This is a genomic window from Brevundimonas sp. LM2 (assembly GCF_002002865.1).
Taxonomy (GTDB): domain Bacteria; phylum Pseudomonadota; class Alphaproteobacteria; order Caulobacterales; family Caulobacteraceae; genus Brevundimonas.
Genome location: NZ_CP019508.1, coordinates 2,754,511 through 2,780,099 on the forward strand (window position 1 = coordinate 2,754,511; position 25,589 = coordinate 2,780,099).

The following is a 25,589-nucleotide window of genomic DNA, read 5'->3' on the forward strand; positions in this document are numbered from 1 at the left end:
ACGGGATGCAGTTCCAGCGCCTTCGGCTCGTCGGCTTCAAGTCCTTCGTCGACGCGGCCGAGGTGCAGATCGAGCCGGGACTGACGGGGGTCGTCGGACCGAACGGCTGCGGCAAGTCGAACGTGCTGGAGTCCATGCGCTGGGTCATGGGGGCCAACTCCGCCAAGGCCATGCGCGGCACCGGCATGGACGACGTGATCTTCGCCGGGGCCTCCGACCGGCCGCCGCGCAATCACGCCGAGGTCTCCCTGACCATCGACAATGCCCAGCGGAAGGCCCCCCAGCCGTTCACCGACAGTCCGCTGCTGGAGGTCTCGCGCCGCATCGACCGGGGCCAGGGCTCGACCTATCGCATCAACGGCAAGGAGGTGCGGGCGCGCGATGTCCAGCTGCTGTTCGCCGACGCCTCGACCGGGGCCAACTCGCCCGCCCTGGTGCGTCAGGGTCAGATCAGCGAGCTGATCGCCGCCAAGCCGCAGAACCGGCGGCGGATCCTGGAAGAGGCGGGCGGGGTCGCCGGCCTGCATACGCGTCGGCACGAGGCCGAGCTGAGGCTGCGCGCGGCCGAGGCCAATCTGGAGCGGCTGGAGGACATCGGCCGCGAGCTGGAGACGGCGCTGAACCGGCTGAGGCGCGAGGCGCGGCAGGCGGAGAAGTACAAGAAGATCTCGGCCGAGATCCGGGCCCTGCAGGCGGCCCTGCTGTTCGTGCGCTGGAACGACGCCCGTCTGGCGGCGGAGACGGCGGCGGCGGAGCTGGCCGGGGCGGACCGGGCGGTGAGCGAGGCGACGGGCGCGGCCGCCCGGGCCCAGACGGCGGCCCTGGCGGCGCAGGAGGGGCTGAAGCCCGCGCGCGAGGAGGACGCGGTGGCGGCGGCCCTGCTGCACCGCGCCAGTCTCGAACGCGACCGCCTGGACATGGCCGAACAGCAGGCCCGGGCCGAGGTCGACCGGCTGAGCGCCGAAACGCAGCGGATCGAAAATGATACCGGGCGCGAGATCGCCATGGCCGGAGACGCCGGGGCCGAGCTGGCGCGGATCGGGGCGGCGCTGGAGGCCCTGACGGGCGAGATCGCGGCGGCCCCCGAACGCGGGCCGGAGCTGGACCGGGCTCTGACGACGGCCGAGGAGGCGCGCCGCGCCGCCGATGCCGAGGTCGAACGCGTGGCGGGCACCCTGGCGGCGGTCGAGGCCCGGGCCCAGGCCGAGAGCGCGCGCCGCCGCGACGCCGAGGCCCGGGTGGCGCGGGCGAACGGGGCGCTGGACGCCGCCCGGCGCGAACGCGAGGCCTTGGGGCCGCTGGAAACACCCGAGCTGGCTCAGGCGCGCGTGGCGCTTGAGACCGCGACGACGGCCTTGACCGAGGCGCGGGCGGCGGTCGAGGCGGCGGAAGCGCGGCGAGGTGATTTGGCCCGGGCCGAGCAGGCGGCGCGCACGGCGGCGCGGGCGGCCGAGGACCGGCTGGGGCGGCTGCAGACCGAGGCGCGGGGGCTGGCGTCGCTGCTCGTCTCCACCCGCCGCGAGCATGCGCCGGCGCTGGACCGCGTGTCGGCCGACCGGGGCTATGAGGCGGCGCTGGCGGCGGCCCTGGGCGAGGATCTGGACGCGGCGCTGGACCCGAAGGCCGCGGCGCACTGGGGCGGGGCCGAGGCGACCGCGCCGGTCTGGCCCGCGGAGATCGAACCCTTGGCCGACCGGGTCGAGGCCCCGCAGGCCCTGGCGGCGCGGCTGGCCTTCTGCGGCATCGTCGAGCGGGCGGAGGCCCCGCGTCTGGCCACCGGCCTGCCGCCGGGGGCGCGGCTGGTGACGCGCGAGGGCGACCTGTTCCGCTGGGACGGCTTCGTCAGCCGGGCCGAGGCCCCTCGCCCCGCCGCCCTCCGCCTGGCCCAGCGCTCGCGCCTGTCGGAGCTGGAGGCCGAGATCGACGCCGGCAAGCCGGCCCTGGCCGAGGCCCAGGCGGCGCTCAAGGCCACCACCGATGCCTTCCGGGCTTCCGAAGAGGCGGTGAAGGCGGCCCGGCTGCAGCCCTTCGCCGCCGACAAGGCGGTCACGGCGGCGCGGGACCGGGTCGAGGCCCTGGGTCGGGACCAGGCGCGGCGCGAGGCGCGGGCCCAGGCCCTGGACGAGACCCTGGCGCGCCAGGCGACCGAGGTCGCGGCGGCCGAGGCGGCCCTCGCCGAGGCCGCCGCCGTCGATGCCCCGTCCGAGACCCTGCAGACGCTGAAGGCCGACCTGACCGCCGCCCGCGCCGCCGCCGACCAGGCCCGCGCCGCCGCCGCCGCAGCCCGCGCCGACCGCGACGCCGAGGCCCGCGACCGCGTCGGCCGTGACCAGCGCCTGGCCGCCCTGACGCGCGAACGCGACGGCTGGACGACGCGGCAAAAGGACAGCACGGGCCGTCTGACCGGGCTGGAGGCTGACGCGGCGCGCGTCGCCGCCCTGTTGCTGCAGGCCCGCCGTGCGCCGGAGGCCCTGGCGGCGCAGCGCGCGACGCTGATGGATGCCCTGACCGCCGCCGAGACCCGACGCAAGGCCGCCGCGGACGCCCTGGCGGTGGCGGAGGGCGCAGCGACCGAGGCCGACCGGGCCGCCCGCGCCGCCGACACCGCCGCCGCCTCGGCCCGCGAGGCCCGCGCCGGCCTGTCCGCCCGGGCCGAGGCCGCGACCGAGAAATTGGCCGAGGCCGAGGCCCATCTGCGCGAGACGGCCCAGATGTCGCCCCAGGACCTGGGCCAGAAGCTGACCGACGACGCCATCGCCCGCCCGCCGGACGCCGCCGGGGCCGAGAGCCTGCTGTTCGGCCTGGAGCGCGAGCGCGAGGCCCTGGGGGCCGTCAACCTGCGCGCCGAGGACGAGGCCGCCGAATACGGCGAGCGGCTGAACACCATGCGGATCGAACGGTCGGACCTGACCGGGGCCATCGCCAAACTGCGCGACGGCATCGACGAGCTGAACGCCGAGGGTCGCGAGCGGCTGACCGCCGCCTTCGACGTCATCAACGACAACTTCAAGAGCCTGTTCGAGGCCCTGTTCGGCGGCGGCCAGGCCGAGCTGAAACTGGTCGAGTCCGACGATCCGCTGGAGGCGGGGCTGGAGATCTTCGCCTGCCCGCCCGGCAAGCGGCTGGCGGTCATGAGCCTGATGAGCGGCGGCGAGCAGGCCCTGACCGCGGCGGCGCTGATCTTCGCCGTCTTCCTGGCCAATCCGGCCCCGGTCTGTTTCCTCGACGAGGTCGATGCGCCGCTGGACGACGCCAATGTCGACCGCTTCTGCCGGATGCTGAACGAGATGCGCAACCGCACCGACACGCGCTTCATCGTCATCACCCACAACCCGGTGACCATGAGCCGGATGGATCGCCTGTACGGCGTGACCATGCCCGAGCGGGGGGTGTCGCAACTGGTCAGCGTCGACCTGAAACAGGCGGAGACCCTGGTCGCATGATCCAGGCCGACGCCCCCGCCCCGCCGCCGCATCAGCTGGTCCTGACCGGCGTCGGCCGGTTCGCCCTCTTCGCCGATGCGGCGACGATCGAACGAGGGCCCGACGCGGTGCGGATGCGGTCGCTGCAGGTGGTGGAGGACGACTTCACCGTCGGCACGACCCGCTACTGGGGCGGCTGGTCGTGGTGGCGGTTCGACTGCGCGGCCGGGCTGGCCGACCGGCTGGACTTCGCCTCGGTCGTGGTCGGGGGGACCGAGGGGCCGGCGATGGCCGAGGGACAGCCGGCCTATCCGGCGGCCCCGGGCGGGGATGCGGCAGAGCTGCTGGCGGTGGCCTGCGGGACGGGGGCACCGGCGGGGGCCGTGGCGACGGTGGCTGAGGCTGTCAGGATCGGGCGGGCGGCGTTGGGGGAGTGATCTTGCCTCTCCCTCCCCTTCAGGGGAGGGTGGTCGAGCGGAGCGAGACCGGGTGGGGGCGGCTCAAAATGGCCAGGATCGCGAAGGCCAGAGCCATGCGGAAAGCCATGAGCCCGCCCGAGGCGCGGCTGTGGCTATCGCTGCGCCGCCTACGGGAGCAGGGCTTTCACTTTCGTCGTCAGCATCCCCTGCTGGGCTACTATCTGGATTTCGTCTGTCTCTCGCGCGCGCTGGTTGTGGAAGTCGATGGCGGGTCGCATGAGGGCCGCGCTGCTTGGGATCGACAGCGGGACGCGGCTCTGGCGCGATATGGGCTGAAGACGTTGCGTATATCGGCCACGAGCGTGCGGGACAATTTGCCAGACGTGATGGAATTCATCCTGCGAGAGCTAGAGGCGGCCGTTCCCACCCGGCCGCTGCGCGGCCCCCCTCCCCGGGACGGGGAGGGAGATTGAGTGGCGGCCGCCCCCACCCGGTCTCGCTACGCTCGACCACCCTCCCCTGAAGGGGAGGGAGAGACCGAATTCCGCTCCAGCGACAGCCGGTCCTGCGGCAGGGCCTCGGGGCATTCGTCGCGCATGAAGGCGAGCATCTTCTCGCGGATCTCGCAGCGCAGGTCGAAGGCGACCGGGGCGCTGCGGGCGCTGGCGAGGCAGCGGACCTGGGCGACGCGTTCGGTGATGTCGGTGACCTGCAGATTGACGACATCGCCGTCCCACAGCGGCGAGGCCTTGCAGATCCGCTCCAGCTCGGCCCGCAGCCGGTCCATCGGCGCCTCGTAATCGACGTACAGCATGGCCGTGCCGATCAGGCTGGAGGTCTCGCGGGTCCAGTTCTGGAAGGGCTTTTCGATGAAATAGCTGAGCGGCAGGATCATGCGCCGCCAGTCCCACAGCTTGACCACCACATAGGTCGAGGTGATCTCCTCGATCGTGCCCCACTCGTTCTCGACGATCACGGCATCGTCGATGCGGATCGGCTGGGCGGTGGCGATCTGGATGCCGGCGATCAGGTTCTTGAGCACGGGCTGCAGCGCCAGGCCCGCGATGATGCCGACCACGCCCGCCGAAGCCAGGAGCGACACGCCCCACTGCCGCACCGCCCCGATGGTCATCAGGGCCAGGGCCACGGTCACCGCCCCGATCAGGATCACGGCGGCGCGCTGCAGGATGCGAGTCTGGGTGACGTGCTTCCTGGCGACGAGGTTGTCCTCGGCCGCCATGTTGAATTTGCGCAGATAGACGACGGCCCACATCTCGACCGAGCCCGCGATGATCCAGCCGATCACCAGGATGGTCAAAAACAGGATGACGGCGCGAATGCTGGCGGACGGGTCAGGGTCCAGCGGCGAGACGGTGATCGAAAAGCCGATCGCGATCAGGATGATCAGGATGCGCAGCTTCGCGCGGGCCCGCTCGACGACGCCGCGCCAGAACAGGTCTCGTCCCCGCACGATGCGTCGCAGGACCGCGAAGACAATCCCATGCGCGAGCCAGCCGGCCCCGGTGAAGACGGCGACCACGAGGACCACCACCGCCCACTCCGGCAGCCAATAGAATTGCCGCCACAACTCGGCGATGCGATGTGTCAGTTCTAGGATTTCGGGGGGCATCGGCATCCTAACGCCTTACGGCCAAGTTGGTTCGAGCCGATCAGCTCCCAGGACCGGGAGTGCCGCAGAACCGTTGCGGCACGAGGGGTAGCCCGGGCCCGGTCATCTCTATGCCGCGCTCACCTTCCGCGTTCATCGCGTGGACGTGCAGCACCATGTCGGGGTCGACGACCACGAGTATTCGGGGCGATATGGATCGAAGCCCGCGGGGTGCCGGCTTGGGAGCAGGATAGGTGAAGAGGCAGCCCTGCTTCTCGATCAGGGCCTGCTGGTCGACATAGGCGGCGAACATGACAGGCCCGGACTGCATCCCATGCGCCACGGGAACAGGTTGGGCACTCAGCGGCCGGATGACCACGGCCGAGCCGCTCTCGTTCGCGACGACGGTCCTGAGCGGGGGAACGCACGACGCCAGCGCCAGGCCCGAGAAAAGGGCGACGTACCCCGACAGCTGCCGAAGCTTCACGGCCCCTTCCTCCTATCCGCCAGGATGCGCCTTGGCGATCGTGAGAGAGGATTGGGTCCCCTTATGGCCAAACCGGGGCGGGGCACGACCTCGGCCGCCCGCTACATGTTCGGATAGTTCGGGCCGCCGCCACCCTCGGGCGTGACCCAGACGATGTTCTGCGACGGATCCTTGATGTCGCAGGTTTTGCAGTGGACGCAGTTCTGGGCGTTGATCTGGAAGCGCGGCTCCGACTTGGTCGCTTCGTCCGCGTACAGCACCTCATAGACACCCGCCGGGCAGTAGAGGCGCGCGGGCTCGCCGTATTTGGGCAGGTTGACCCGGATCGGTACCGTCGGATCCAGCAGCTTGAGGTGCGCGGGCTGCTCCTCGGCGTGGTTGGTGTTGGAGATGAAGACCGACGACAGCTTGTCGAACGACAGCTTCCCGTCCGGCTTGGGATAGACGATGGGCTTGTGCTTCGCCGCCAGCTCGGTCGAGGCGGCGTCGGTCTTGCCGTGCTTCTGGGTGCCGAACAGCGACAGGCCCGTCAGGTGGTTGGTCCACAGGTCGAACAGGCCGAGAGCCCCGCCCAGGGTCGTGCCCAGCTTGGACAGCAGCGGCTTGGCGTTGCGGACGGCCTTCAGCTCCTTGAACACCCAGCTGGCTTCATAGGCGGCCTGATACTCAACCAGTTCGTCGCCGGACCGGCCCGCGATCACGGCCTCATAGGCGGCGTCGGCGGCCAGCATGCCGGTCTTCATGGCGTTGTGGCTGCCCTTGATGCGCGGCACGTTCACGAAGCCGGCCGAACAGCCGATCAGGGCCCCGCCGGGGAAGGCCAGCTTGGGGACCGACTGCCAGCCGCCCTCGGTGATGGCCCGCGCCCCGTAGGAGATGCGGGTGCCGCCCTCCAGATGTTCGGCGATGGCGGGGTGGTGTTTGAAGCGCTGGAACTCGTCGAACGGCGACAGGAACGGGTTCTTGTAGTTCAGGTGCACGACGTAGCCGATGGCCACGTAGTTATCGCCGAAATGGTACATGAAGCTGCCGCCGCCGGTGTGCTCGTCGAGCGGCCAGCCGGTGGTGTGCTGGGCCAGGCCGGGCTGGTGCTTCTCGGCCGGCACCTGCCACAGCTCCTTCAGGCCGATGCCGTATTTCTGCGGCTCCTTGCCGTCCTGCAGCTTGTGGCGGGCGATGATGGTCTTGGCCAGCGAGCCGCGCACGCCCTCGGCGATGAAGACGTATTTGCCGTGCAGCTCGATGCCGGGCTGGAAGTCGCCGGTCGGCTGGCCGTGCTTGTCGATGCCGAAGACCCCCGCGACGACGCCCTTCACCCGGCCGGTGGGCTCGTCCCAGACGACGTGGCTGGCGGCCATGCCGGGATAGACCTCGACGCGCAGGGCCTCGGCCTGCTCGCCGAGCCAGCGCGACACATTGGCCAGGGAGGCGATGTAGCAGCCGTCGTTGTGCATCATCGGCGGCAGGGCGAACATCGGCAGCGAGGCCTGGCCGTGCGGTCCCAGGATCAGGAACCGGTCCTTGGTCACGGGCGTCTCCAGCGGCGCGCCGCGTTCCTTCCAGTCAGGGAACAGCTCCTTCAGCGCCCGGGGATCGATCACCGCGCCGGACAGGATGTGACCCCCGATCTCGGCCGATTTCTCGAGCACGGCGACGGTGATCTCCTGGCCGTCCTTCTCGGCCCGCTGTTTCAGCCGGATGGCGGCGGACAGGCCGGCGGGGCCGCCGCCGACGATGACGACGTCGTATTCCATGACCTCGCGCTCGACGCCCTGCAGGGCCTCCAGCGGGGGCAGGTTGTCGAGGATGGCTTCCTGCGCCTGCGTTTCGGCGCCGCCTTCGACGGCTTGTTCGGCCATAGATCGGGAATCCCTGGTTTTGTCTGTGCCCCGCTTATCGGAAGGTGACGCGAGGGCGGTCAAGGCCTATCCCTGACGCATCCGACCATGAACGCCCAGCCCCACGATATCGCTGCGATCGAAAGCCTGCTCGCCTTCTGGCGCGACGCGGGGGTCGACGCCTGTTTCGAGGAGGCCCCCCAGGACCGGACGATCGTCGTCGCCCCGGCCCTGAAGGCCGTCGCCAAGGCCACGGAATCCGTGATGCCGGTGGTGGACCTGGGCGACGCCACGGCCGACGCCCGGCGCATGGCCGGGGCGGCCGACACGGTGGAGGCCCTGGCCGAGGCGGCGGCCGCCTTCAAGGGATGTGAGCTCGTCGGCATGGGGGCGCGGGGCTGCGTCTTCGGGCGGGGCGATCCCCGGGCCCCGATCCTGGTGATCGGCGAGGCCCCGGGGGCCGAGGAGGACGCGGCGGGCCAGCCCTTCGTGGGCCAGGCGGGCAAGCTGTTCGACCGCATGCTGGCGGCCGCGGGCCTGACCGACCGGGTGTTCATCACCAACACCGTCTTCTGGCGCCCCCCGGGCAACCGGACCCCGACGCCGCAGGAACAGGCCGTCTGCGCTCCCTTCGTCGAGCGCGCCCTGTTCCTGATGAAACCCCGCGCCGTTCTGCTGCTGGGGGCCGCCGCCGCGCGGTCGGTGCTGCGGACCGAGGAGGGCATCATGAAGGTGCGGGGCCGCTGGCAGGACTGGCGGCTGACCGAGGGCGACGTCAGCGCCCCGGTGATCGCGACCCTGCATCCGGCCTTCCTGCTGAAACAGCCGCAGGCCAAGCGCGCGGCCTGGGCCGACATGCTGACCCTCGCCGCGCGGCTGGACGCTGACTGAGGCAACGACGCTATCGACGCTCTGACGCCGATGTGATTGATGCGGTGCGAAGATTCCGGCATAGTCCGGGCTTGACGACCGATCGCAGACCGCGCGTTTGATCCCGACCGAAACGGGGGACGCGTTGCACGAGGGGGCCGCCGCCTTGTTCAGTTTCCGCAGCCGCGCCCATCTGGGGCCGACCCTTGCCCTGGTGCTGGCCGTCGTTTCGGGCGTTGTCGGCCCGGCCTTGGCCGGAGACGAGAGCGAGGAGGGTCGCCGCCTGACCCCCACGGCCCTCTCGAACGCCGACCGGCTGAGCTATACGGAGGCCTTCGACGCCCTGCGGCGCGGCGACCTGGCCCTGGCGCGCGAGTCGGCCCAACGGGCCGGTGACCGGGTTCTGATGGGACAGGTCGAGTTCGAACGCCTGTTCCACGCCGACTATGCCGCCACCTATGACGAGCTGGCCGGCTGGCTGCAGGTCTATGCCGACCTGCCCAGCGCCCAGAGGGTCTATGCCCTGGCCATGCGCCGCCGCCCCGACGGCGCAGAAGAGCCGCGACGTCCGGTCGGGACCTTCTTCAGCCGGACCTGGGACGCGGTGGCCGCCGGCGGCGGCAACTCGGAGGCCGACCCGGCCAAGGCCGCGCGCGTCGCCCTGAACCGCGACGACCTTCAGACGGCCCTGACCCTGGGCGAGCAGATCGGCGACTGGTGGACGGTCGGCCTCGCCGCCTGGCGGACCGAGGACTACACCCGCGCCCTGTCTGCTTTTGAGCGGGTGGCCAACGATCCGACCGAGGACGCCTGGACCCGCGCCGGGGCGGGGGTCTGGTCGGCACGGGCCGCCAGCCGCTCGGGCCGACAGGACCGGGTGCAGGAGTTCCTGACTTTGGCCGGGCGCTGGCCCGCCACCTTCTACGGCCAGATCGCCCTGCGGCAGCTTGGTCAGGAGCCGCCGGTCATGGGCGGCGGACCGGTGGCCTATGGCACCATGGTTCCGACGGTCGCCGTTTCGGACGAGCCCGCCGGGGTCAACCAGCGCGAGCTGGACACCTTCATCCAGAACGATCCCCGCGCCCGGCGGACCGTGGCCTTCTTCGAGGTCGGGCGCCGCGCCGATGCCCGGGACGAACTGCGCAACGGCCTGCGCACGGCCACGGACAACACGCGACGCCTGTGGACCGGGCTGGCGAGGGTCCTGGCGCCCCGGATCATGGGATCGAACGGCGGTGACGTCAGCCGCATCGATGCCGCCGGCTATCCCATGCCCGAGATCGTCCCCGAGGGTGGCTGGACGCTGGAACGGTCGCTGGTCTATGCGATCGCGCGCAAGGAAAGCAGCTTCAACGCCGAGGCGCGCTCACCGGTGGGGGCCTATGGGCTGATGCAGGTGATGCCGGCCACGGCGGCCGAGATGACCGGCGAGCGCGACTTCATCGCCAACCCCCAGCGCCTGTTCCAGCCTTCGACCAACGTCCGTCTGGGACAGACCTATGTGAACCGCATGCTGGCGCGCCCGGAGTTCGAGGGCGACCTGCTGCGGGCGGTGTCCAGCTACAACGCCGGACCGGGTCCGATGCTGGGCGCGCTGCGCCGCCTGGGGCCGGGGGCCGATCCCCTGCTGCTGATCGAGACGATCGACGTGCCCCAGGCGCGCGAATATGTCGAAAAGGTCGTGGCCGCCTACTGGATCTATCAGCGCATGACGGGCGCACCGCTGAACACGCTGGACGCCGTGGCCGGGGGTCAGACCCTGATTCCGATCAGCCTGGACTACGTCGCGCCGCCGCCGATGCCGGCGCAACCGATGCCGGCCCAGCCGATGACGCTGGAGGCCATCCTGGTGGCCTCGGCCGCCCAGCCGACCGGCACCCGCTGACGCCGCAGACGGCCTACAGCAGACTGGCGACCAGCGAGGCGCACAAGCAGCAACCGACCAGGATGAAGACGCCATAGCTCATCAGCGACGGGCGACGCGGACCGACCGGCGGGCTGGCGGGCTGAACGGTGGCGGGCGGGGCGGTCATGGCGGAGGTCTCGTTGCGCGACGGAAGATAGCAGCGTTCACTTAAGGCCGGGTTCGCGGGTCTCGTTAATGGGGCGCTTAAGGCAGCTTCGTGACCGCCTCGTCTGACCAGGCCAGGAAATCCGGCTGCCGCAGCAGTTCCGCCACATATGTTGCAGCGGTGCCATCATCTCCGTAGTCGGCGAGGTCGAACTGATAGTGGCGGAACCGCGCGGCGACGGGGGTCAGAAAGGCGTCGGCCATCGACCAGGCTCCGAACAGGTAGGGGCCCCCGCCGCCGAACCGCGCCCGCATCGTCCGCATGATCTCGACCAGGCGGCGGACATCGCGCGCGACGGCGTCCGAGGTCGGCGTCGGTGCGCGGTCCGGTCCGACCAGGGTGTGAACCACCCCGGCGGCGTCCGGGCCCATGCTGCACTGGGTCCGCAGCGCCGTGAACGAGCCGTGCATCTCGCAGGTCACCGACCGGGCCAGCCAGCGCGCGTGCGCGTCGGCGGGCCACAGACCGGCGTCGGGATACCGCTCGGACGCCCAGACCGAGATCGCCATCGAGTCCCAGATCGTCTCGCCCTCGACCTTGAGCACCGGCACCTGTCCCGTCGGCGAATGCTCGGCCAGCAGACGCGCCGAGTCGGGGCCGTAGAGCGGGATCTCGGTCGTGGTGAAGTCCGCCCCGCAGCGCTTCAGCACTAGCCAGGGCCGCAGCGACCAGGTCGAGAAGGCCATGTTGCCGACGATCAGTTCCACGCACGCCTCCTCTTGAGTCGGCGCAGGGTGCGCCCCAGCCATGGCCGAGGTCGAGGGGGAGCCCCCTTGTGGACGCATAAGCCAGGATCATGCGGACACGACGTCCGGTCTGCCGCCTTGACTCCGCCGGGCCATGGACCGACACGCACGGCCCATGATCACCCGCTATTCCCGCCCCGAAGCCGTCGCCCTGTGGTCCAACGAGACCAAATACAAGATCTGGTTCGAGATCGAGGCCCATGCCGCCACCAAGATGGCCGAGCTGGGCGTCATCCCGACCGAGGCCGCCGAGGCCATCTGGGCCAAGGGCGAGCACGCGGCCTGGGACAGCGACCGGATCGACGAGATCGAGCGGACGACCAAGCACGACGTCATCGCCTTCCTGACCCACGTGTCGGAGACGGTCGGCGAGGAGGCCCGCTTCCTGCACCAGGGGATGACCTCCTCCGACGTGCTGGACACCTGTTTCGCCGTGCAGCTGGCGCGGGCGTCGGACCTGCTGATCGCCGGGGTCGACCGGGTGCTGGCGGCGCTCGAGGCGCGGGCCAAGGAGCACAAATACACCCCGACCGTCGGCCGTTCGCACGGCATCCACGCCGAGCCGGTGACCTTCGGCCTGAAGCTGGCCGGCTATCACGCCGAGTTCCAGCGGGCGCGCCGCCGTCTGGTCACCGCCAAGGACGAGATCGCCACCTGCGCCATCTCCGGGGCCGTGGGCACCTTCGCCAACGTCGATCCGGCGGTGGAGGAATACGTCGCGGAAAAGATGGGCCTGCAGGTCGAGCCGGTCTCGACCCAGGTCATCCCACGCGATCGCCACGCCGCCTTCTTCGCCGCCCTGGGCGTGGTCGCCTCGTCGATCGAGCGGCTGGCGGTCGAGATCCGCCACCTGCAGCGCACCGAGGTGCTGGAGGCCGAGGAGTTCTTCGACAAGGGCCAGAAGGGCTCGTCGGCCATGCCGCACAAGCGCAATCCGATCCTGACCGAGAACCTGACCGGCCTGGCCCGTCTGGTCCGCTCGGCCGTGACTCCGGCGATGGAGAACGTCGCCCTGTGGCACGAGCGGGACATCAGCCATTCCTCGGTCGAGCGCGGCATCGGGCCGGACGCCACCGTCCACCTGGACTTCGCCCTGAACCGCCTGGCCGGGGTGATCGAGCGACTGCTGGTCTATCCGGACAACATGCAGAAGAACCTGGATAAGCTCGGCGGCCTAGTCCACTCGCAGCGCGTTCTGCTGGCCCTGACCCAGCTGGGTCAGTCGCGCGAGGACAGCTACGCGGCGGTCCAGCGCAATGCGATGAAGGTCTGGCGCGGCGAGGGCAATTTCCTCGACTTCCTGAAGGAAGACCCGGAGGTCATCGTGCCGGACGCCGAACTGGAGGCCCTGTTCGACCTCGGCTACCACACCAAACACGTGGACACCGTTTTCGCCCGCGTGTTCGGCCCGGCCCAGACCTGATCGCGCGGTGACCAAGCGGGCCTTCGCCCCGGTCGTCGATGCCCGCACCCGGCTGCTGATCCTGGGGAGTTTGCCCGGCGATGCCTCGCTGGCGGCTCAGGAATATTATGCGCACCCACAGAACGCCTTCTGGCGGCTGGTCGGGCGGGTCGTGGCCGTGGATCTGGTCGGCCTGCCCTACCCTGAGCGTCTGGCCGCCCTGCGGATGGCGAGGGTCGGGCTGTGGGATGTCATCGTCAGCGGCGAGCGGCGCGGCAGTCTGGACGCCGCCATCCGACGGGCCGAGGCGGCCGACCTGCTCGCCCTGGTCGCCACCCTGCCGGAGCTCCGCGCCATCGCCTTCAACGGGGCCCTGGCGGCCCGCACCGGGCGGCGTCTGCTGGGTGAAGACTGCGGACTGACCGTGATCGACCTGCCCTCTTCGAGCCCCGCTCATGCCCGGCCGTTCGCGACCAAGGCCGACGTCTGGGACCAGCTTTCGATCACGCTGCGGTAACCTGTCGCGCCGCGAAACGTGATCGCGGAGGCATCCTTTATGTGCGTCAGCCGTCTTTGTCTGAGGCGCCGCGTCTCAAGCGGTGGTCCCACAGGAGAAGACGCCATGAACACCCGCATCCTCACCCTTACCGTCGCCTCGGCCGCCCTGCTGGGCCTGGCCGCCTGCAACAGCGGTGCCGAGACCGAGGCACCCGCCGCCCCCGCCACCGAAACGGCCGCCATGGCCCCCGCCACCACCGACCCCGTCGTCGGCGGAGCCTCGATGAGCCCCAACGACACGATCGTGACCAATGCCGCCAAGGCCTCGAACCTGACCACCCTGGTCAGCGCCGTCCAGGCCGCCGGCCTGGCCGAGACCCTTTCGGGCACCGGTCCGTTCACGGTGTTCGCGCCCGACAACGCCGCGTTCGAGAAGATCCCGGTCGCCACGCGCGAAAGCCTGATGGCCCCGGCCGGTAAGGCCGATCTGACCGAGATCCTGACCTATCACGTGGTTCCGGGTCGTCTGACCGCGGCCGACCTGGCCACCCAGGCCCAGGCCAACAACGGCAAGGTCGAACTGACCACCGTCGAGGGCGACGCGCTGACGGTCGCCGTCAACGCGGACGGTTCGGTCACCCTGACCGACGAAAAGGGCGGCACGTCGCGCGTCACCCAAGCCGACGTCCTGCAGTCGAACGGCGTCGTCCATGTCATCGACACCGTCGTGATGCCGGGCTGATTTTAAGGTGAACCTTTTGCGTGGTCCCGCATTTGGATGGGGCGCTCAACACGCAAAACCGTCGGGTGAGGCTATTCCCCCCAGCCCCCGATAAGGAAGGGCCGCAGTTCCCCCACTGCGGCCCTTTTCCTTTGCCTAATCGCCGGCGCGAACCTGGTCGCGGGCCATCGAGGCCAGCTCGTCCATCTTGGAGCGGATCTCGCCCTCGGACACGGTCAGACCGGAGCCCTTGAAATCACCCGCCACCTTGCGGAACACGTCTTCCTCGCCCGGCTGCTCGAAATCGGCGCGGACCACGGCCTTGGCATAGTCCTCCGAGGACTCGGCGCTGAGGCCCATCTTTTCGGCCGCCCACAGACCCAGCAGCTTGTTGCGGCGGGCCATGGCGCGGAATTCCTGGTCCTGATCGAGGGCGAACTTGGACTCGAAGCCCTTTTCCCGATCGTTGAAGGTCGTCATCAGTCGTCAATCGCTCCGTCGCGGGATGAGTGGGGGTGGCCCGCATGGGTGATCTACAGCCGCCCCGGGTTCGGACGCAACGGCTATCGCCTCGCATGGGTGGTGAACGGAGAGCCCGGCCTTGCCGACTCGCCCCTCGCTCCGGGGGGATCCCTCGGCCGTTTGTGTCGCATGTCGATTTCCTCTATGGGACGGACGACCAAATCCCAGCTTCGCTTGAGACCGAATCGCGCCGCCCAGACGTCCCTCTGGCAGCGTGATTGGCGTTTCCGGCGACGCCCAAATCCCGTCAGGGACCGAGACAATGAATTCGAAGCGCAAGAAGATCTACGAAGGCAAGGCCAAGATCCTGTACGAGGGGCCCGAGCCGGGCACCCTGATCCAGTATTTCAAGGACGACGCCACCGCCTTCAACGCCCAGAAGAAGGCGACGCTGGAAGGCAAGGGCGTCATCAACAACCGCATCAGCGAGTTCGTGATGACACGTCTGAACGGGATCGGCGTCACCAACCACTTCATCAAGCGACTGAACCTTCGCGAGCAGCTGATCCGCGAAGTCGAGATCATCCCGCTGGAGGTGGTGTGCCGCAACATCGTCGCGGGATCCCTGGCCACGCGCCTGGGCCAGGAAGAGGGCACACCCCTGCCCCGCTCGATCATCGAATTCTACTACAAGAAGGATGAGCTCAACGACCCGATGGTGACCGAAGAGCACATCACCGCCTTCAACTGGGCCTCGACCCAGGAGATCGACGACATCCTGGCCACGACCGTGCGGGTCAACGACTATTTGTGCGGCATGTTCGGCGCCGTCGGCATCACCCTGGTGGACTTCAAGATCGAGTTCGGCCGCATCTGGGAGAACGACTTCAGCCGCGTCATCCTGGCCGACGAGATCAGCCCCGACAGCTGCCGGCTGTGGGACACCGCCACGGGCGAGAAGATGGACAAGGACCGGTTCCGCCGCGACCTGGGCCAGGTGATCGAGAACTATGCCGAGGTCGCGCGTCGCCTGGGCATCATGAAGGACATGCCGACCGTGATTCAGGGCGGCCTGCACTGATGGCGAGCGGGACGGTGGGAATGGAAGAAGAGGCCGTCGGCTTTCGCCGGCCGGTCGACCTGACGACGTCTAGCCGTTTCCGCCGCATCGCCGGCATCGGTCCCGTCTATGAAGTCCTATCCATTCAGGGCGAAGTCGTCCGCGCGCGGAAGGTCGACGAGGACGATGTGTTCGAGTTCGCCCTCGCCGACGTTGAGAGCGATCCCGTCGCCTGATGTTCGCGATCGCTTTGGATCTGGACTGGCACCAGACGGCGCTGCTGCACCTGAAAAGCCTGAGGGAGGCCTATCGCGATGTCGAACGTACGGTGGGGCGCTACGGCTTCCATCGCGTTCAGCAGAGCGTGTATGTGACCGAGGAAGGCGATCTGACCAATCTGTTCGCGGCAATGTCGGCCCTCAAGGCCATGCCGTGGTTTCCCGAGTGCGTTACCGACATCCGAGGCTTCCGGGTCGAGGACTGGTCCGATTTCACACCCCTAATGAAGAGCAATCGATGAAAGTCCGCGTCCACATATTCCTTAAGCCCGGCGTTCTGGACGTCCAGGGCAAGGCCGTCGAAGGCGCTCTGAAAGGCCTGGGCTGGACCGGCGTGTCCAATGCCCGGGTCGGCAAGTTGATCGAACTGGACCTGGAGGGCGTGGAGGATCCCGCCGCCGAGGCCAAGAAGATGTGCGAGAGCCTGCTGGCCAATACGGTGATCGAAAGCTACCGGGTCGAGCTGGCCTGAGGGCGCAACCGCCGCAGTGGGCTGTCGTTTCGGATCCAACCCCAGAGGAGCCAACATGACCTTCACCCTGACCTCGAACGCCTTCAGCGACGGCGACACCCTGCCGGACGCCCACGTCCAGGCCCTGGGCAACACCTCACCGCATCTGGCCTGGTCCGGCGCGCCCGAGGGAACCCGGTCCTTCGCCATCACCGTGTTCGACCCGGATGCGCCGACGGGTTCGGGCTTCTGGCACTGGACCGTGGCCAATATCCCGGCCGAGGTCAGCGAAATCCTCGCCGGCGGTCCCGTGCCGGCCGGGGCGGTCGAGGGTCGGACCGATTATGGCGAGCCCGGCTTCGGCGGGGCCGCCCCGCCGCCCGGCCACGGGCCCCACCGCTATGTCTTCACCGTCTTCGCCGTCGATACCGACCGGCTGGAGGTCACGTCCGAGGACTCGGGGGCCAAATACGGCTTCAACCTGTTCTTCCACACCCTGGCCAAGGCCTCGATCACCGCGACCTACGAGAACAAGGGCTGAGGCCTAACGGATCGTCCAGACCAGGCGAACGCCCGCGATCAGGATGGGGTCGCGGTCGCGCTCGCCGCCCGGATGATGGATCCACTGCAGGTCGGGCTGGATCGTGAAGGGCCCCAGGGTGTCGGCATAGGTCAGTTCGATGCCGCTCTCCGCCGTGGCGAAGGGGGTGCCCGCGTCGATCGCGTTGGCGCGGGCCTTGTCGGACAGAAGGCCCTGATGCATGCCCAGCGACAGGGCGCTGTCGGGCCGGCCCGAAACGACCGAGTCCAGCCGCAGACCGGCCTGCCAGCCCCCTTCGAAGTCGGTGGTGTCGCCGTCCGACACGCCGAAGCGGCCGAAGGCCGCCAGGGTGCCGCCCCCCGATAGGGTCAGGACCGTGCCCTCGGCGAGCAGATAGGCGCCCTGGGCGCGGCTGCGTGCGGGGTCGCCCGAGAGAGAAAGGCGGCGGATGTCCTCCTGGGTCTCGCCATAGCGCCAGACCCCGGCGGCGATCCGCACCGGGCCCGACCGGCCCGCCTCGGCCAGGTAGAGGATTCCGTCGTCGAGCGTCGCATCGACGCCATCGACGTCCCCGATCGTTCCCGCCCGGGCATTGACCGCAGCGACCTGGACATAGGTAGTTTCGGGTGTCCCGATGCGCAGACGCATTGCGAGCGACGTCGAAGGGAAAATCGCGGGCCCGTTCGGCCCGGTCGACGCCAGCTCCGATCCGATGCCGAACGGCGGAGACAGCAGGAGATCCGACGCGCCCGTGGCATAGAACTCGCCATTGACGTCATACAAGCCCGCCAACACCGAAGCCCGACCGCCGGCAAAAGCCGTCTCGACCCAGGCCTCGTACAACCGCACGCCCTGGGCGGCGACCTCGATATTGTCATACCCCTGCAGGGTGCCGCCCACCGCGTTCGGCTCACCGCCGTGATTGGCCAGCAGGCTGATATGCGCGCGCGTGCCGGCCCAGCCGAACTGTCGTTCCAGGTCGCCGTCGAGCCCGACCGAGAGATCGTCGAGATAGCGCCCGGCACGCGGCGCGTCTCCGGCCACCACCCCGATCACATCGGCGGTATAGGCGGCCTGCCAGACCCAGGCCGGATCGGTGGTCGCGTCCTGGCTCGCGGCGGGGCTCGCATTCACCCCCAGCGCGGCCAAGGCCAGGACGGCCTGGATCGACTGTCGAAATTCCTTGAGACTGACCATCGGCATCGCCTCCCCCGGCCTGAGGCGGCGTTTGCTGCGCCTCTTCGATTAGAGGTTCGGTATTGCAAGTAATGTTGAACATACAATCAACATCAGCCCTGTAACGGCGTAGGTATTACCACTTATAATCCACATAACAACGTTGTTAACATCGATACTCCAAGATGTTCTTGAAACGGGGGCGACAGATGCTTTTGACAATCCGATCCAAGGTGAAATTCGCCGGGCTTTTCATGGTGATCCTTTGTACCTTGGGCCCGGTCGCGGGCTTGTTGGTGGCCGGGGCCCTGGGCCGCGCCATGGCGAAGTCGACGATCGGCGCGTCGGTCATGCGCAACCATATGGAGGCCGACATGATGCATGACGCGCTGCGCAGCGACGTGCTGGCCGCCCTGCTGGCCGCCCAACAGGGCCGTCCGGACCAGATGCCGGCCATCCAGGCCGATCTCGAGGAGCATTCCGAAAACTTCCGCGCCGCAGTCGCCAGAAATAAGGAAACGGCGGCCGACCCCGCCACCGTCCGCGCCCTGGGCGCCGTCGCCGGCCCCCTGGAGCAGTATATCGTCACGGCGCAAAGCATCGTTGCTCTCGCCGCCACCGACCCGGCGGCGGCCACGGCGGCCCTGCCCGGCTTCACCGCCCGCTTCAGCGAACTGGAAGGCCGGATGGGCGAGATTTCGGAAGAGGTCGAGACTGTCCTCAAGTCGACCAAGGCAAGAGCGGACTTCATGGCCGTTGGCGGTATGGTGGTCATGGGCGGGGTCATCGTTCTGGGCGTGGTGATGAGCCTGCTGATGATGCGGGCTTCGGCGCGCGCGATCACGGCCCCCATCGCCGCCCTGGACGACGAGATGGCGGCCCTGGCCGAGGGCCGGACCGATGTCGCCCTGACCAGCGCGGACCGGGCCGACGAGATCGGGGCCGTTGGCCGGTCGGTCGTGGCCCTTCAGGCCCTGATCGTCGAGCGGGCGCACAAGGAAGCCGAGTTGCAGAACCAGGCGCGCGCGGCGACGGCCGAACGCGAGCAGGCCGAACTGGCCGCGCAGGAGGAACAGCGCCAGCTGGCCGAACTGACCCAGCAGGCCGCGGCCCAGCAACCGGCCGTGGTGGTGACCGCCATGGCCGAAGGCCTGGACCGCCTGATGCGCGGCGACCTGACCTATCGCATCGCCGAGGCCTTCCCCGACGGCTATGAGAAGCTGAAGGACGATTTCAACGCGGCGCTGACCGGTCTGGAGCAGACCCTGTCCTCGGTCGACGCCAATGCCGTGGCGATCCGGGGCGGAGCCGGAGAGGTGGCCCAGGCCGCCGACGACCTGTCGCGCCGCACCGAACAACAGGCGGCCAGTCTGGAGGAAACGGCGGCGGCCCTGGAGGAGATCACCGCCACCGTCCTCCGCTCCGCCGAGGGGGCCCGCGCCGCCGCCGATGCCGTGGGAGAAACCCGCAAGGAGACCGAGAAGAGCGGGCGGGTCGTCGCCGAAGCCGTCTCGGCCATGGATGCCATCCATGCGGCGTCCAACCAGATGAGCCAGATCATCAGCGTGATCGACGAGATCGCCTTCCAGACCAACCTGCTGGCGCTGAACGCCGGGGTCGAGGCCGCCCGGGCGGGGGATGCGGGTCGCGGCTTCGCGGTCGTCGCCTCCGAGGTCCGGGCCCTGGCCCAGCGTTCGGCCGAGGCGGCCAAGGAGATCAACACCCTGATTTCGGACTCGGGCCGCCAGGTGACGCTGGGCGTCGACCGGGTGCGCGAGGCCGGCTCGACCCTGGACCGGATCGCCCGCCGTGTCGTGGACGTCGGGTCGCTCATCAACGAAATGGCCGCCGCCAGCGAGGAGCAGTCCACGGCCCTGCGCGAGGTCAACACCGCCATCGGCCAGATGGATCAGGTGACCCAGCAGAACGCCGCCATGGTCGAGGAGACGACCGCCGCCAGCCACGCCCTGGCGCAGGAAACCGAGACGCTGAGCCGCTCGGTCGGCCAGTTTCAACTGTCGGATCGCACCGGCCAGCGCGCGCCCCGCGCGCGCCAAGCGATGAACAAGATCGCCGCCTGAGAAGGCGCGTTAGCAAAGCGTGATCGGGCACCGGCGGCGTTGCGGTTGAAGGTGACGGTCGATCACTTATATTGCGGTGCAGCAATTCTGTACCCATTCGAGTTCTGTATGCCGACCGACACGACCTGCCCCGCCGGGCCCACGCCCGCAGTGGCGATCCGCGCCCCCAAGGCCGTTCCGCTGGTGCTGCTCGCCCTGGCCATGGGGGGCTTCGCCATCGGGGTGACGGAGTTCGCCGCCATGAGCGTGCTGCCGGACTTCGCCGCCGACCTGGGCGTCGACACGCCGACCGCCGGCCATGCGATCAGCGCCTACGCCCTGGGCGTGGTCATCGGTGCCCCGGTCCTGGCGGTGCTGGGCGCGCGGGTGGCACGCTGGAAGCTGCTGATCGGCTTCATGGCCCTGTTCGCCATCGGCAACGGCCTCAGCGCCCTGTCGCCGAACTTCCAGTGGATGCTGGTGTTCCGGTTTCTCAGCGGTCTGCCCCATGGGGCCTATTTCGGCGTGGCGGCCCTGGTCGCGGCCTCGATCGTGCCCCTGGCCTGGCGGACCCGGGCCGTGTCCTCGATCCTGCTCGGCCTGACCGTGGCGACCGTCATCGGTGTGCCCGTGGCCACGGCCATCAGCCACGACTTCGGCTGGCGCTGGACCTTCGCCATCGTGTCGGTTCTCGCCCTTGTGACCATGGCCCTGGTCGCCCTGTTCGCCCCGCGCGATCCCGCCCACGCGGAGGCCAGCCCGCTGCGGGAATTGGGGGCGCTCAAGCGTCGGCAGGTGTGGCTGACGCTGGGCATCGGCGCGATCGGCTTCGGCGGCATGTTCGCGGTCTACGCCTATCTGGCCTCGACCCTGACCGAGGTCACCGGCGTGGGGCCCGGCCTGATCCCCTGGGTGTTCGCGGTGTTCGGCTGCGGCATGCTGGCGGGCAATCTGATCGGGGGCTGGGCGGCCGACCGTTTCGGCATGAAGGCCGGGGCCGTCATGCTGGTGTGGAGCGTCTTCGCCCTGATCGCCTATGCCTTCGCCGCTCCCCACCTGTGGGCCGTGCTGGCGGTCATCGTGCTGATCGGGACCGGCATGGGCCTCGGGCCGCTGCTGCAGACCCGGCTGATGGACGTGGCCGGCGACGCCCAGACCCTGGCGGCGGCGCTGAACCATTCGGCCTTCAACACGGCCAACGCCCTGGGCCCGTTCCTGAGCGGCCTGGCCATCCTGGCTGGATTCGGCCTGCCCTCGACCGGTCTGGTCGGGGCGGCCCTGGCCTTCGGCGGCCTGCTGATCTGGGTCTGGGCGATGTGGGACGCCAAACGCAGCGGCGGCGTCTGAACGACAAAAAGGCCCGCGATCGCTCGCGGGCCTTCTGCTTCGGTGGCGGTCGTCCTTAGCGGAGAGCGGTGCGCAGGCGGCCGAACGACCAGGCCTGAGCCTCGCGCGCATCGGCCACGACGTCGCCCATCGAGAAGAACTCGTGCACCGCGCCCTCCCAGTTGCGGCGCGCAACCTGGACCCCGGCCGAACGCAGGGCCGTCTCCAGCGTCGATCCATCGTCGCGCAGCGGGTCGATGTCGGCGTTGACGATCGTCACCGGCGCCAGCCCACGCAGATTTGCCGCCACCAGATTGAAGCGGGGGTCCTGCATGTCGGCCGGCCCGCGCAGGGCGTGCTGGCCGAACCACGCCAGTGTCGCCGTGCGCAGCGGCAGACTGTCGGTGTTCATCGTCTTGGAGGCCAGCATCGGATCGGCGTTGGCGATCGGATAGACGGCCAGGATGGCCTTGGGCGCGGTCCAGCCGTTGTCGCGCGCCGCGATGGCGACGTTCAGGGCCAAGTTGCCGCCGGCGCTTTCGCCGGAGACCGCGATGTTCTGCGGATTTCCGCCCCAGGAGGCGGCGTTCTGAATCACCCACTGCCAGGCGGCATTGGCGTCCTCGTGGGCGGCGGGGAACTTGTTCTCCGGCCCCTTGCGATACTCGACCGAGACCACGATCGCGTTCAGGGCCTTGGCCATGGCGCGCGGCGTGGCGTCATAGACGTCCAGGTCGGCGATGACCCAGCCGCCGCCGTGATAATAGACCACCACCGGCAGGTCGCGGGCCGAGGCGTTGGCGGGCTTGTAGACGCGGACGGGCTGCTGGCCCATGCCGGCCGGATACATCAGGTCCTGGGTGGTGACCGAGGCGTCGGGCGTGGTCGGCAGATTGCGCATCTGCTTGACCCGCATGACGGCGTCGGCGGGCGAGGGCTGGGTCCGGGCCTGGGGCACGGTCAGGGACTCGATCGGACGGGCGCCCAGCGCCGCATGGGCGTCGAGCACGGCCTGCATGTCGGCGTCGGGCCGATCGCTCATGCCGCGGGGGGCCAGGGGGGACGGCGGGTTGGCGCCGCCCATGTCCGCCATCATCGTGGGTCCGCAGCCGGAGAGCAGAACGGCAGCGGCCGTGGAGGCGCAGAGCGCCGTCAGTCGAAACGATTTCATGGGTTTGTCTTTCTGTAAAATAGGAGGGTGCGGATCAGCGGCGGGCCAGGCGCTCGACCTCGGAGAGGTGGCGCTGGACGATCGGCACGGTGGCCCCGGCGGCCGTCCGCAGCTGCGGCGTGTCCCCGGTCTCCGAATAGGTGCGCATCACACCCAGGGCTTCCTTGTGGGCCATCATCTGCTGGGTCAGGTACAGACGGTCCCGCTCGACGCCCTCATAGCCGCGCAGGGCCGCGACCATGGCGGCCTGGGGCGCGCTGAGCATCGGCGCGGGCGGCGTCAGACCGGCGGCTTGGGCGGCGGCCGTCGCGTCGGCGCTTGTCTTGGTGTGGTGCGCGATCATCATCTCGGCGAAGGTCCGGATACCGGCGTCGGCCGTGGTCTCAAGGACGGCGCGGCTGGACTCGATCTCATAGAGGTCGCTCCCGCCCGCCAGCATGAGGAAGGCCGGGGCCGGCGGCGTCGGACTTACCGTCCCCGCCGGCGTCCAGTTGAAGGCATAGTCCTGCGCCTGCGCCGCGCCGGCGAGGCCCATCACCGCGACCGCGACGGCGGTTATCATATTGGTTTTCATACTTTTGATCCTGAGAGTGCAACCCATCCGGCGGTGCAAACCAGCGTCGATCGTCGTTGTTCCAAACGGCACAGGTACAAAGCCGTGAGCACGGGTCGCAGGAACGGCTTCCGCAAGCGCGGCCGACGCGGCAGGATGGGCGTCGCTTGGGGGAGAGCGGCCGCTGTGGCGAACGGTGGTGGCAGCTACCGGCCCAGTCAGAGGAGGTCTTGGAACCTGCACCCTGACAAGCCGTCCGAACCCTGCTAAACGCCCGCGCCATGAGCGCAGCCGTCATCGTCTTCCCCGGTTCCAACTGTGATCGCGACTGCAAGGTCGCCATCGAACGCTCGACGAACGAGCGGGTCGAGATGGTCTGGCATCAGGAGACGACGCTGCCCGACGGCCTCGACCTGATCGTCCTGCCCGGCGGCTTCTCCTACGGCGACTATCTGCGCTGCGGGGCCATGGCGGTGCAATCGCCGATCATGCAGGCGGTAAAGAAGGCCGCCGACGACGGGGTGGCCGTGCTGGGCATCTGCAACGGCTTCCAGATCCTGTGCGAGGCCGGGATGCTGCCGGGGGCGCTGCTGAAGAACGCCGGGCTGAAATACGTCTGCAAGCCGATCAGCCTGGAGGTCACCAATGGCCAGACCCGGTTCACGGCGGGCTTCCAGGGGCAGCGCGAGGTCATCATGACCCAGGGCAATGGCGACGGAAACTATTTCGCCGACGCCGAAACCCTCGCCCGGGTCGAGGGCGAGGGTCAGGTCGTGTTTCGCTATGTCGACAATCCGAACGGCTCGGTCGGCGACATCGCCGGCCTGCAGAACGCACGCGGCAATGTGCTCGGGATGATGCCGCACCCGGACCGGGCCTTCGAGGCCGAGCTGGGCTCGGCCGACGGCGCGGTCCTGTTCCGCTCGATCTACGCGGCGGCCTAGGCCTCGGGGTCTTCGCCGAGAACGGAGGTGTTGCGGTCGATGGGCTCGACCTCGTCGTCCTCTTCGTCCTCGTCTTCGTCGCCATAGACTTCGCCGTCGGAGTCATCCACGTCCGCGGTCACCACGCCGCCGGCGTCGCGCTGTGCGGCCAGTTCGCGGGCGCCGACGCCCAGGCCCTGTTCCATGGCCACATTGGCCTCGACGTCGCTGGTCTCGAAATGCGGCTGGTCGTCGTCGTTGATCGGTTGGTCGGTCATTGGAGCCTCCTGAGGGGGTGAGCCAGATCAACCCGGGGCCGGCGGCGCGGTTCCGCCGGCGAGGGGGTGAACGAAACGGCAAGCCGCGCGTAAGGTGCGGCAGCGCTGGCTACGGCGTCAGCCTTGCGAGACCCCCATGCCCGCCGATACCCAAAGCGCTGCGCGCCCGACCCTCCGCCGCCTGATGGTCGTTCTGGCGACGGTCTTCGCGGTCGTGGCCGGCCAGCTGCAGCAGTTCGGCAGTATCGGCCAGACGCCGGCCGAGTTCGCCGCCGACAGCGACGCCACCTTGCGTGTCGTGGGCTGGGCCTTCGCCATCTGGGGGCCGATCTATCTGGGTCTGATGGCCTATGCGGTCCGTCAGGCCCTGCCCCGGACCCCGGAGAGCGAGACGCTCCGCCGCTTCGGATGGCCCTCGGTGCTGGCGCTGTTCGGGATCGGCGGCTGGATCCTGGCGGCGGCCGTGGACGCAGAGGTGATGACCATCGTGCTGATCTTCGGCGCGCTGAGCGTCTTGGTGATCCCGTTGCTGCAGAATGCCGCAGCCGTTCGGGCCCTGGGGAGTCAGGACCGCGATCGGTGGCTGGTGATCTGGCCCCTGGCTGCGTTGGCGGGATGGCTGACCATCGCCTCGCCGGTCAATCTGCTGACCGTGGCGACCGGAAACGGTGACCTGCCCGCGACCTCCCCCCGACCGTCTGGGCCCTGCTGGCCATCGCCGGCGTGGTGGCGTTCGCCCTGATCGTGACCTGGCGGACCAGTCTGCTGGCCTATCCTCTGCCCGTGTCCTGGGGGCTGCTGGGGGTGTTCGTGGCCGAGCGCGCCAAGGGCAATGAGACCCTGGCCTATGGGGCCCTGGCGGCCAGCGGCATTCTGCTGGCTCTGGCGCTGCTGATCACGCTGGGGCTGCGGCAGCGCCACCCCAGCGTGATCCACGGCGGGGGCTAGACGCCCTCGCCGTCCAGGCCTTCTTCTTCCTCGTCTTCCACCGGGTCGGCCATGATGGGGCTCTCGGTATTGCCCATCCGCTCGGCGAGGGCCGAGGCTCCGGCGTCATCGGCGGCGATTTCGGGGGCGTCGTCGTCCTCGGGGGTGGCGGCGGGATCGATGGGCTGGTCGGTCATGGGAGGCTCCTGTGAGGGGTGTGCCTGAACAGCGACCATGCCGCCGATGCGTTCCCACGACGCGACCGGGCTGACAGTCCCGCCGATCGCGGCTAGAAGCCC

At 69.4% G+C, this 25,589-nt stretch carries 29 protein-coding genes; 18 read left to right on the top strand and 11 right to left on the bottom strand.

The features are described 5' to 3' along the window. Positions 1-5 precede the first annotated feature (5 nt). The 3 genes from smc (at position 6) to BZG35_RS13670 (ending at position 4,314) form a co-directional block, all read left to right on the top strand. The gene (gene smc / locus BZG35_RS13660; RefSeq protein WP_077356303.1) at positions 6-3,443 is read left to right on the top strand and encodes a chromosome segregation protein SMC; all 3,438 of its coding nucleotides are present in this window, start codon (positions 6-8) and stop codon (positions 3,441-3,443) included. After that, on the top strand, positions 3,440-3,859 hold the full coding sequence (locus BZG35_RS13665) for a hypothetical protein (RefSeq protein WP_077356305.1): 420 nt from the start codon (positions 3,440-3,442) through the stop codon (positions 3,857-3,859). The genes smc and BZG35_RS13665 overlap by 4 nt, the downstream gene beginning before the upstream one ends. Before the next feature lie 68 nt (positions 3,860-3,927). Beyond that, positions 3,928-4,314: an endonuclease domain-containing protein gene (locus BZG35_RS13670; RefSeq protein ID WP_077358145.1), complete on the top strand. Its 387-nt coding sequence runs from the start codon at positions 3,928-3,930 to the stop codon at positions 4,312-4,314. A 26-nt stretch (positions 4,315-4,340) separates the two neighbouring features. Here the strand turns inward: BZG35_RS13670 and BZG35_RS13675 are convergent, their stop codons facing one another. From BZG35_RS13675 to BZG35_RS13685, 3 genes are all read right to left on the bottom strand, one after another. Beyond that, entirely contained in the window at positions 4,341-5,471 is a 1,131-nt protein-coding gene (locus tag BZG35_RS13675; protein WP_077358147.1) for a mechanosensitive ion channel family protein, read from the bottom strand. Between the two features lie 40 nt (positions 5,472-5,511). Continuing rightward, a complete protein-coding gene (locus tag BZG35_RS13680) occupies positions 5,512-5,937 on the bottom strand; it encodes a hypothetical protein (RefSeq protein ID WP_077356309.1) in 426 nt (141 codons plus the stop codon). Between the two features lie 101 nt (positions 5,938-6,038). Then, positions 6,039-7,691, bottom strand: a complete 1,653-nt coding sequence (locus BZG35_RS13685) for an electron transfer flavoprotein-ubiquinone oxidoreductase (protein ID WP_150126148.1) — start codon at positions 7,689-7,691, stop codon at positions 6,039-6,041. Between the two features lie 192 nt (positions 7,692-7,883). On the opposite strand from BZG35_RS13685, the gene BZG35_RS13690 reads away from it, so the two are divergent. Both BZG35_RS13690 and BZG35_RS13695 read left to right on the top strand, forming a co-directional pair. Continuing rightward, complete coding sequence (locus BZG35_RS13690; RefSeq protein ID WP_077356313.1) at positions 7,884-8,666, top strand: uracil-DNA glycosylase; 783 nt, start codon at positions 7,884-7,886, stop codon at positions 8,664-8,666. A gap of 97 nt (positions 8,667-8,763) precedes the next feature. Continuing rightward, positions 8,764-10,530: a lytic transglycosylase domain-containing protein gene (locus BZG35_RS13695; protein ID WP_253189180.1), complete on the top strand. Its 1,767-nt coding sequence runs from the start codon at positions 8,764-8,766 to the stop codon at positions 10,528-10,530. Between the two features lie 13 nt (positions 10,531-10,543). Here BZG35_RS13695 and BZG35_RS18330 read toward each other — a convergent pair whose 3' ends face one another. Both BZG35_RS18330 and BZG35_RS13700 read right to left on the bottom strand, forming a co-directional pair. Then, positions 10,544-10,678 carry a hypothetical protein gene (locus BZG35_RS18330; RefSeq protein WP_256364114.1) on the bottom strand — a complete coding sequence of 45 codons (135 nt, stop codon included), beginning with the start codon at positions 10,676-10,678 and terminating at the stop codon, positions 10,544-10,546. 77 nt (positions 10,679-10,755) lie between these two features. After that, the gene (locus tag BZG35_RS13700) at positions 10,756-11,424 is read right to left on the bottom strand and encodes a glutathione S-transferase (RefSeq protein WP_077356315.1); all 669 of its coding nucleotides are present in this window, start codon (positions 11,422-11,424) and stop codon (positions 10,756-10,758) included. A gap of 154 nt (positions 11,425-11,578) precedes the next feature. Between BZG35_RS13700 and purB the strand changes: the two genes are divergently transcribed. The 3 genes from purB (at position 11,579) to BZG35_RS13715 (ending at position 14,105) form a co-directional block, all read left to right on the top strand. After that, on the top strand, positions 11,579-12,886 hold the full coding sequence (gene purB / locus BZG35_RS13705; protein ID WP_077356317.1) for an adenylosuccinate lyase: 1,308 nt from the start codon (positions 11,579-11,581) through the stop codon (positions 12,884-12,886). Between the two features lie 7 nt (positions 12,887-12,893). Next, the gene (locus BZG35_RS13710) at positions 12,894-13,382 is read left to right on the top strand and encodes a DNA-deoxyinosine glycosylase (RefSeq protein WP_077356319.1); all 489 of its coding nucleotides are present in this window, start codon (positions 12,894-12,896) and stop codon (positions 13,380-13,382) included. 105 nt (positions 13,383-13,487) lie between these two features. Then, a complete protein-coding gene (locus BZG35_RS13715; protein WP_077356321.1) occupies positions 13,488-14,105 on the top strand; it encodes a fasciclin domain-containing protein in 618 nt (205 codons plus the stop codon). Positions 14,106-14,240: 135 nt separating this feature from the next. Here the strand turns inward: BZG35_RS13715 and BZG35_RS13720 are convergent, their stop codons facing one another. Next, positions 14,241-14,564, bottom strand: coding sequence for a DUF1476 domain-containing protein (locus BZG35_RS13720; protein WP_077356323.1), 324 nt, complete (start codon positions 14,562-14,564; stop codon positions 14,241-14,243). Between the two features lie 304 nt (positions 14,565-14,868). Here BZG35_RS13720 and purC point away from each other — a divergent pair, with 304 nt between their 5' ends. From purC to BZG35_RS13745, 5 genes are read left to right on the top strand one after another with little or no spacing between them, the layout of a single operon-like run. Next, positions 14,869-15,627: a phosphoribosylaminoimidazolesuccinocarboxamide synthase gene (gene purC / locus BZG35_RS13725; RefSeq protein WP_077356325.1), complete on the top strand. Its 759-nt coding sequence runs from the start codon at positions 14,869-14,871 to the stop codon at positions 15,625-15,627. 20 nt (positions 15,628-15,647) lie between these two features. Further along, complete coding sequence (locus BZG35_RS13730) at positions 15,648-15,842, top strand: hypothetical protein (protein WP_077356328.1); 195 nt, start codon at positions 15,648-15,650, stop codon at positions 15,840-15,842. Further along, positions 15,842-16,126 (top strand): virulence factor, encoded by a 285-nt coding sequence (locus BZG35_RS13735; RefSeq protein WP_077356330.1) that lies wholly within the window; start codon positions 15,842-15,844, stop codon positions 16,124-16,126. The genes BZG35_RS13730 and BZG35_RS13735 overlap by 1 nt, the downstream gene beginning before the upstream one ends. Continuing rightward, positions 16,123-16,356 carry a phosphoribosylformylglycinamidine synthase subunit PurS gene (purS, locus tag BZG35_RS13740; RefSeq protein WP_077356332.1) on the top strand — a complete coding sequence of 78 codons (234 nt, stop codon included), beginning with the start codon at positions 16,123-16,125 and terminating at the stop codon, positions 16,354-16,356. Before BZG35_RS13735 ends, purS begins: the two co-directional genes overlap by 4 nt. Before the next feature lie 55 nt (positions 16,357-16,411). Continuing rightward, positions 16,412-16,876 carry a YbhB/YbcL family Raf kinase inhibitor-like protein gene (locus BZG35_RS13745; protein ID WP_077356333.1) on the top strand — a complete coding sequence of 155 codons (465 nt, stop codon included), beginning with the start codon at positions 16,412-16,414 and terminating at the stop codon, positions 16,874-16,876. A gap of 3 nt (positions 16,877-16,879) precedes the next feature. Here BZG35_RS13745 and BZG35_RS13750 read toward each other — a convergent pair whose 3' ends face one another. Further along, entirely contained in the window at positions 16,880-18,073 is a 1,194-nt protein-coding gene (locus BZG35_RS13750; RefSeq protein ID WP_077358151.1) for a carbohydrate porin, read from the bottom strand. A gap of 188 nt (positions 18,074-18,261) precedes the next feature. On the opposite strand from BZG35_RS13750, the gene BZG35_RS13755 reads away from it, so the two are divergent. Both BZG35_RS13755 and BZG35_RS13760 read left to right on the top strand, forming a co-directional pair. Beyond that, on the top strand, positions 18,262-20,133 hold the full coding sequence (locus BZG35_RS13755; RefSeq protein WP_171981962.1) for a methyl-accepting chemotaxis protein: 1,872 nt from the start codon (positions 18,262-18,264) through the stop codon (positions 20,131-20,133). Between the two features lie 108 nt (positions 20,134-20,241). Further along, positions 20,242-21,459 (top strand): MFS transporter, encoded by a 1,218-nt coding sequence (locus BZG35_RS13760; protein ID WP_077356340.1) that lies wholly within the window; start codon positions 20,242-20,244, stop codon positions 21,457-21,459. 55 nt (positions 21,460-21,514) lie between these two features. On the opposite strand, the gene BZG35_RS13765 is transcribed toward BZG35_RS13760, so the two are convergent. Then, on the bottom strand, positions 21,515-22,609 hold the full coding sequence (locus BZG35_RS13765) for an alpha/beta hydrolase (protein WP_150126042.1): 1,095 nt from the start codon (positions 22,607-22,609) through the stop codon (positions 21,515-21,517). 34 nt (positions 22,610-22,643) lie between these two features. After that, the gene (locus BZG35_RS13770; protein ID WP_171981963.1) at positions 22,644-23,183 is read right to left on the bottom strand and encodes a DUF4142 domain-containing protein; all 540 of its coding nucleotides are present in this window, start codon (positions 23,181-23,183) and stop codon (positions 22,644-22,646) included. 260 nt (positions 23,184-23,443) lie between these two features. Here BZG35_RS13770 and purQ point away from each other — a divergent pair, with 260 nt between their 5' ends. Next, positions 23,444-24,106, top strand: coding sequence for a phosphoribosylformylglycinamidine synthase subunit PurQ (gene purQ, locus BZG35_RS13775; RefSeq protein ID WP_077356344.1), 663 nt, complete (start codon positions 23,444-23,446; stop codon positions 24,104-24,106). Here the strand turns inward: purQ and BZG35_RS13780 are convergent. Continuing rightward, positions 24,103-24,363 (bottom strand): hypothetical protein, encoded by a 261-nt coding sequence (locus tag BZG35_RS13780; protein WP_077356346.1) that lies wholly within the window; start codon positions 24,361-24,363, stop codon positions 24,103-24,105. The two genes, purQ and BZG35_RS13780, sit on opposite strands and share 4 nt — an antisense overlap. A gap of 136 nt (positions 24,364-24,499) precedes the next feature. On the opposite strand from BZG35_RS13780, the gene BZG35_RS13785 reads away from it, so the two are divergent. Together BZG35_RS13785 and BZG35_RS18265 are read left to right on the top strand one after the other, a co-directional pair. After that, positions 24,500-25,105, top strand: coding sequence for a hypothetical protein (locus BZG35_RS13785; protein ID WP_253189181.1), 606 nt, complete (start codon positions 24,500-24,502; stop codon positions 25,103-25,105). Then, positions 25,087-25,311 (top strand): hypothetical protein, encoded by a 225-nt coding sequence (locus BZG35_RS18265; protein ID WP_253189182.1) that lies wholly within the window; start codon positions 25,087-25,089, stop codon positions 25,309-25,311. The genes BZG35_RS13785 and BZG35_RS18265 overlap by 19 nt, the downstream gene beginning before the upstream one ends. On the opposite strand, the gene BZG35_RS13790 is transcribed toward BZG35_RS18265, so the two are convergent. After that, complete coding sequence (locus tag BZG35_RS13790; RefSeq protein WP_077356348.1) at positions 25,308-25,487, bottom strand: hypothetical protein; 180 nt, start codon at positions 25,485-25,487, stop codon at positions 25,308-25,310. The genes BZG35_RS18265 and BZG35_RS13790 overlap by 4 nt on opposite strands. Positions 25,488-25,589: the final 102 nt, after the last annotated feature.

What these genes read in the sequence shown, in the direction of transcription:
- BZG35_RS13730 (WP_077356328.1), top strand. Translation starts at nt 15,648, where the DNA reads ATGGAAGAAGAGGCCGTCGGCTTTCGCCGGCCGGTCGACCTGACGACG.
- purB (WP_077356317.1), top strand. Translation starts at nt 11,579, where the DNA reads ATGATCACCCGCTATTCCCGCCCCGAAGCCGTCGCCCTGTGGTCCAAC.
- BZG35_RS18330 (WP_256364114.1), bottom strand. Translation starts at nt 10,678, where the DNA reads ATGACCGCCCCGCCCGCCACCGTTCAGCCCGCCAGCCCGCCGGTCGGT.
- purC (WP_077356325.1), top strand. Translation starts at nt 14,869, where the DNA reads ATGAATTCGAAGCGCAAGAAGATCTACGAAGGCAAGGCCAAGATCCTG.
- BZG35_RS13750 (WP_077358151.1), bottom strand. Translation starts at nt 18,073, where the DNA reads ATGGTCAGTCTCAAGGAATTTCGACAGTCGATCCAGGCCGTCCTGGCC.
- smc (WP_077356303.1), top strand. Translation starts at nt 6, where the DNA reads ATGCAGTTCCAGCGCCTTCGGCTCGTCGGCTTCAAGTCCTTCGTCGAC.
- BZG35_RS13670 (WP_077358145.1), top strand. Translation starts at nt 3,928, where the DNA reads ATGGCCAGGATCGCGAAGGCCAGAGCCATGCGGAAAGCCATGAGCCCG.
- BZG35_RS13785 (WP_253189181.1), top strand. Translation starts at nt 24,500, where the DNA reads ATGCCCGCCGATACCCAAAGCGCTGCGCGCCCGACCCTCCGCCGCCTG.
- purQ (WP_077356344.1), top strand. Translation starts at nt 23,444, where the DNA reads ATGAGCGCAGCCGTCATCGTCTTCCCCGGTTCCAACTGTGATCGCGAC.
- BZG35_RS13770 (WP_171981963.1), bottom strand. Translation starts at nt 23,183, where the DNA reads ATGAAAACCAATATGATAACCGCCGTCGCGGTCGCGGTGATGGGCCTC.
- BZG35_RS13715 (WP_077356321.1), top strand. Translation starts at nt 13,488, where the DNA reads ATGAACACCCGCATCCTCACCCTTACCGTCGCCTCGGCCGCCCTGCTG.
- BZG35_RS13765 (WP_150126042.1), bottom strand. Translation starts at nt 22,609, where the DNA reads ATGAAATCGTTTCGACTGACGGCGCTCTGCGCCTCCACGGCCGCTGCC.
- BZG35_RS13665 (WP_077356305.1), top strand. Translation starts at nt 3,440, where the DNA reads ATGATCCAGGCCGACGCCCCCGCCCCGCCGCCGCATCAGCTGGTCCTG.
- BZG35_RS13685 (WP_150126148.1), bottom strand. Translation starts at nt 7,691, where the DNA reads ATGGAATACGACGTCGTCATCGTCGGCGGCGGCCCCGCCGGCCTGTCC.
- purS (WP_077356332.1), top strand. Translation starts at nt 16,123, where the DNA reads ATGAAAGTCCGCGTCCACATATTCCTTAAGCCCGGCGTTCTGGACGTC.
- BZG35_RS13675 (WP_077358147.1), bottom strand. Translation starts at nt 5,471, where the DNA reads ATGCCCCCCGAAATCCTAGAACTGACACATCGCATCGCCGAGTTGTGG.
- BZG35_RS13690 (WP_077356313.1), top strand. Translation starts at nt 7,884, where the DNA reads ATGAACGCCCAGCCCCACGATATCGCTGCGATCGAAAGCCTGCTCGCC.
- BZG35_RS13745 (WP_077356333.1), top strand. Translation starts at nt 16,412, where the DNA reads ATGACCTTCACCCTGACCTCGAACGCCTTCAGCGACGGCGACACCCTG.
- BZG35_RS13790 (WP_077356348.1), bottom strand. Translation starts at nt 25,487, where the DNA reads ATGACCGACCAGCCCATCGATCCCGCCGCCACCCCCGAGGACGACGAC.
- BZG35_RS13780 (WP_077356346.1), bottom strand. Translation starts at nt 24,363, where the DNA reads ATGACCGACCAACCGATCAACGACGACGACCAGCCGCATTTCGAGACC.
- BZG35_RS13755 (WP_171981962.1), top strand. Translation starts at nt 18,262, where the DNA reads ATGCTTTTGACAATCCGATCCAAGGTGAAATTCGCCGGGCTTTTCATG.
- BZG35_RS13735 (WP_077356330.1), top strand. Translation starts at nt 15,842, where the DNA reads ATGTTCGCGATCGCTTTGGATCTGGACTGGCACCAGACGGCGCTGCTG.
- BZG35_RS13760 (WP_077356340.1), top strand. Translation starts at nt 20,242, where the DNA reads ATGCCGACCGACACGACCTGCCCCGCCGGGCCCACGCCCGCAGTGGCG.
- BZG35_RS13720 (WP_077356323.1), bottom strand. Translation starts at nt 14,564, where the DNA reads ATGACGACCTTCAACGATCGGGAAAAGGGCTTCGAGTCCAAGTTCGCC.